The following is a 3,956-nucleotide window of genomic DNA, read 5'->3' as shown; positions in this document are numbered from 1 at the left end:
GCCAGCCGCAGCCGGTGGCCACCGATTACCTGACCGCGGCCACCGAACTGTCGCTGCGCCAGCGCCGCCGCGCGCTGGTGATGCTGGTCAGCAACGTGCGCGACGAGGACATCGAAGACCTGCTGGCCGCCGTACGCCTGCTGCAGCGCCGCCACCTGGTGTGCGTTGCCAGCCTGCGCGAGCGCGAACTGGACCAGGCGCTGGCGGAGGACGCACACGAGCTACCGCAGGCGGTGCAGGCCGGCGCGGTGGCGCGCTACCTGCAACAACGCAGCGCCGCGCATGACGCACTGCGCAGCCACGGCGTGATGGTGCTCGACGTCACCGGCGAGGAACTGCCCGCCGCCCTGATCGAGCGCTACCTGGCGGTGAAGCGGGACGGGCTGCTGTAGCGCGTGGCGGCGGCGCCGCCGCACCGCTCGGCCGCGCAAACCACGGCACTCACTGGCAGTGCTGCAACAGCTTCTCCAGTTCCGCCGCGGCGACGGCGGCAGGTGCCTTGCTCTTGATCAGGTCATAGCAGGCCATGGTCGATATGCCGCTCGCCAACCGTTGCGCAGCCACGCCGGTCGAGAACATCTTGCCCAACCCGATCGACGCCGAGCCCTTGCCATTGACGGTGCTCGTGCCATCGAAGCTGCCAAACACGGAATAGGAGTCGCCCAGATTGCTGCGCGCGATCTTCGCATTGGCGGACTTGAGAATGGCTTCCTGCAACTCCGACGCTTTTTGCTTGCTGGCATACTCGGACGCCACGGCGGCGGCGTTCTGCCGCAGGTCGTTCTCGCTCTGAGCGAAGCCCGCGAGAATCGCCTGATCTTCGGCAGTGGGCGCGAGCGCGTCCAGGGCGCTCTTCGCGGCGCTCACGTCCGCCTCTTCGACCGTGCCCGGGCTCGCCGCCGCTGCCTGCAGCGACACCCATTTCAGCTTCGCTTGATCGTATGCGCTTTGCCGCTTGGCGGCTGCGCTGTAGCTGTCGCGCAGTTGCTTGAGCTTGCTATCGGCCTCGATCATCGCCTGCTTCGCCAGCGTCTCCTCCGACAGCGCCCTCGCATAGTCAGTCGATGCCTTCTTGGCCGCTTCGATCCGCGCATCTTCGCTGGTCCCGTCGGCATCCGAATCGCCCTCTCTGGCGACGCCGGAGATCACCAGCAGCTCGTAGCCCTTTTTGCTGCAGTCGGCACCGGCAACGCCGTCGTTGCACTTTCTCGCCACCGCCACCGGCACATAGGCCGCATCCACCTGCTTGTAGCCCAGGTTCATCGAAATGCCTGGGTTTTCGGTGGATGCCGTGGAAACATCGACACCGAAGCTCGTCTTCGACGCGTAGACCAACGGCGCCTGCTCCAAATGTGCGCAGCCGCCCAACAGCAGAACAGAGAAACAAGCCAGAGACGTTTTCATCGTGACACCTCCTGTGATGCGATGCAGACCTGAGACACATCACCACCGCCGGCCTGCAGGATCGCAAGCAGGCGGCGGACCTCGGCTTCGGTACTGGACATCAGCACGATGCGGCACGCGTCCGCATCCGGGGGAACATAGATCGCGGTTTCGGCGTGCCAGCCCAGCGTCCACGCGCGCGGGGTCTGCGAAATTCCCAGCCCGCGCGAACGGATCGCCACAGGGGCCAATCCCGTCGTGGCGACGCGTGCGCCGAACAGGCCACGCACGACCACGTCCTCGCGCGCGGTGGAGACCGTCACCACCGCGCACGCGCTGCAGTTGGCTGCGACGCACGCCAGCAGCACCAGCACTCTGGCGCGAATACGAGATGCAGACATGCCGGCCCCCGCAGCACTCCCCGATGTCGATCTTCGTCAGACGGGCAAGTCCGGTCAATCGTGACGAGTATCACATCGTAGACATTTCGCATGCGTCGCGCGTGGCGCGACTGCGCCGGCCGCATTCACGGCGAAGAATGAAACCGCAGACGCCGCCGCTACGTTGCCGCGGCAGGCACCGACGGCAACTGCGCACTAGCCTGCTGCAGACGCTGCAAGGTCCGCAGCATCAGCGGCCGATGCCGCGCCAGCTTCATCCACGCCGGCAACCGCGCCACCATCGAGCGCCCGAACAGGCCGCGGCGTTCGCGCAGCGTCGCCGCCACGTAGTCCTGCAACTCCTGCAGATGGCGCGGGTTGTAGGCCCACAGCAGGCCGGCGCGGGTCGGCGCGACCAGCGCCAGCGGCATGCCGAAATGCGGATCGTGGGGCGATCCGTCGCGCAGGCGGTACGTGGTGACGGCCACCGCGCTGCTTTTCCCGCAATGCGCGCAACGCCCGGGCAAGTTCGCGGGCACCGGGGTTGCACCGGTCGACGTCGCACGGACCCGCACCCACTTGTGTCCGCAATGGCCGCAGGCGCGATGGCCTTCCAGTTGCACTGCTCCCACCCAGTCGTCGGCGTCGCTGTCCAGCCCAGTAGCGCACTGGCCACAACGGAATCGTGCCTGCCAGCGATACGGCTCCCACTGCGCCAGCACCCAGCCCGGCGTGCCGCAGCGATGGCAGCGCACCGCCACCTGGTCCGCATAGGCAGCCAAGGGTGTTCCGTCGTTGCGATGCCGGCGCGGCGCGCCAGGCGACGCCGCGTCGGCGCGCAATAGCGACTCACGCATACAGCACACTCGGCCGCGCGTCCTCGACGATGGCATGCGGCAGGAACCGCGCGCTGTCGCGGGTGATCGGGCCATCGTCCTCGCGGATGCCGATGCCGCAGGCGCGGTCGCCGACGATCCAGCTGCCGACCATCGGGTAGCGGCCCTCGAACGCCGGCAGCGGATGCGCTTGTTGGCGGATGTAGGGTCCGGCATAGGGGCCGTCGCTCTCCAGCACGCGGCCATCGTCCAGGTGCAGCACGATGTTGGCGCCCTCGCGCGAATGCAGCGGCTTGCGTACCCAACCCGGCGGCAAGGCGCTGCCGTCGTCGAACACGGCCGGCAGCAGGTTGGGATGGCCGCGATGGCGTTCCCACAGCAGCGGCAGGATGCCCTTGTTGCTGAGCAGCGCCTTCCACGGCGGCTCCAGCAGGCGCAGGCCCGAGCCCGGCAGCGCCTGGCCGAAACGCTCGGCGAACATGTCCTCCAGCGGATACAGCTTGAACAGCGCGCCGATCACCGTGTCGTCCAGATCGGTATAGCGGCCGTCGCTGGACAGGCCGATGTCCTCGATCGCGATCAGCTCGCCGCCGACGCCGGCCTGCGCGGCGCAGTCGCGCAGGTAGGCGATCGTGCCCTGGTCCTCTTCCGAATCGCGCACCGCGGCGAAGTACAGCGGCGGCGGCAACCCGCCGGCGATCGCGGCGAAGCGCTCCAGCAGGGCTTCGTGGATGGAGTTGAACTGGTCGGCCTCGTCCGGCAATCGGCCCTGCGCGCGCTGGTCCTCCAGCCACTGCCACTGGAAGAACGCCGACTCGAACAGCGAGGTCGGCGTGTCGTAGTTGAGTTCGTAGAGCTTGGCCGGGCCGCGGCCGTCGTAGGCCAGGTCCAGGCGCCCGTACAGATGCGGCTCGCGGCGCCGCCAGCTGTCGGCGATCCAGTCGCGGAACGCCGGCGGGATCGCCAGCCGCTGCATCAGCGCCTCGCTGGCGACGATCTCGTCGAGCAGGCCCATCGCCATCGCGTGCAGTTCGGCGCTGGGATCTTCCAGATCGCGCTCGATCTGGCGCAGGTTGAACGCGTAGTAGGCGCGTTCGTCCCAGTAGCGCTGGCCGTCGATGGTGTGGAAGCGGAAACCGTACTCCGCGGCCTGGGCGCGCCAGTCGCCGCGCTCGACGATCGCGATGCGTTTCATGCGGGGTCTCGTGCGAAGAGAGAAAAAGCGGTACTCAGCTGCCGAAGCCGCGTCCACCGGCGGATTCGCCGAAACCGCCGCGGCTGACGGTGACCGCACGATTCGGCGTGGCGCCGATATGGGTCATGGTCTGGTTGCCGCGCAGCATCGTGCCGCTGGCGG

Annotated in this window: 4 protein-coding genes and 1 pseudogene; 1 reads left to right on the top strand and 4 read right to left on the bottom strand. The window is 68.1% G+C overall.

What is annotated here, in order from left to right:
• Nucleotides 1-392 (top strand): annotated as a pseudogene (locus D180_RS02840) (DUF58 domain-containing protein); the annotation flags it as partial.
• A 49-nt stretch (nucleotides 393-441) separates the two neighbouring features.
• Here the strand turns inward: D180_RS02840 and D180_RS02835 are convergent.
• From D180_RS02835 to D180_RS02820, 4 genes are all read right to left on the bottom strand, one after another.
• Entirely contained in the window at nucleotides 442-1,404 is a 963-nt protein-coding gene (locus tag D180_RS02835) for a hypothetical protein (RefSeq protein ID WP_232760283.1), read from the bottom strand.
• On the bottom strand, nucleotides 1,401-1,784 hold the full coding sequence (locus D180_RS02830; RefSeq protein WP_232760281.1) for a hypothetical protein: 384 nt from the start codon (nucleotides 1,782-1,784) through the stop codon (nucleotides 1,401-1,403). The genes D180_RS02835 and D180_RS02830 overlap by 4 nt, the downstream gene beginning before the upstream one ends.
• Before the next feature lie 158 nt (nucleotides 1,785-1,942).
• Nucleotides 1,943-2,545 (bottom strand): hypothetical protein, encoded by a 603-nt coding sequence (locus D180_RS02825; RefSeq protein ID WP_081616378.1) that lies wholly within the window; start codon nucleotides 2,543-2,545, stop codon nucleotides 1,943-1,945.
• A 67-nt stretch (nucleotides 2,546-2,612) separates the two neighbouring features.
• The gene (locus D180_RS02820) at nucleotides 2,613-3,794 is read right to left on the bottom strand and encodes a glutathionylspermidine synthase family protein (protein ID WP_017911598.1); all 1,182 of its coding nucleotides are present in this window, start codon (nucleotides 3,792-3,794) and stop codon (nucleotides 2,613-2,615) included.
• Nucleotides 3,795-3,956 lie beyond the last annotated feature (162 nt).

The sequence above is a fragment of the Xanthomonas sp. SHU 166 genome, from assembly GCF_000364685.1.
GTDB classification, from domain to species: Bacteria; Pseudomonadota; Gammaproteobacteria; order Xanthomonadales; family Xanthomonadaceae; genus Xanthomonas_A; species Xanthomonas_A sontii.
This window is presented reverse-complemented; position numbering and strand designations above follow the sequence as displayed.

Bases quoted from the DNA above. Each gene is read 5' to 3' on its own strand.
- D180_RS02835 (WP_232760283.1), bottom strand. From the start codon at position 1,404: ATGAAAACGTCTCTGGCTTGTTTCTCTGTTCTGCTGTTGGGCGGCTGC.
- D180_RS02830 (WP_232760281.1), bottom strand. From the start codon at position 1,784: ATGTCTGCATCTCGTATTCGCGCCAGAGTGCTGGTGCTGCTGGCGTGC.
- D180_RS02820 (WP_017911598.1), bottom strand. From the start codon at position 3,794: ATGAAACGCATCGCGATCGTCGAGCGCGGCGACTGGCGCGCCCAGGCC.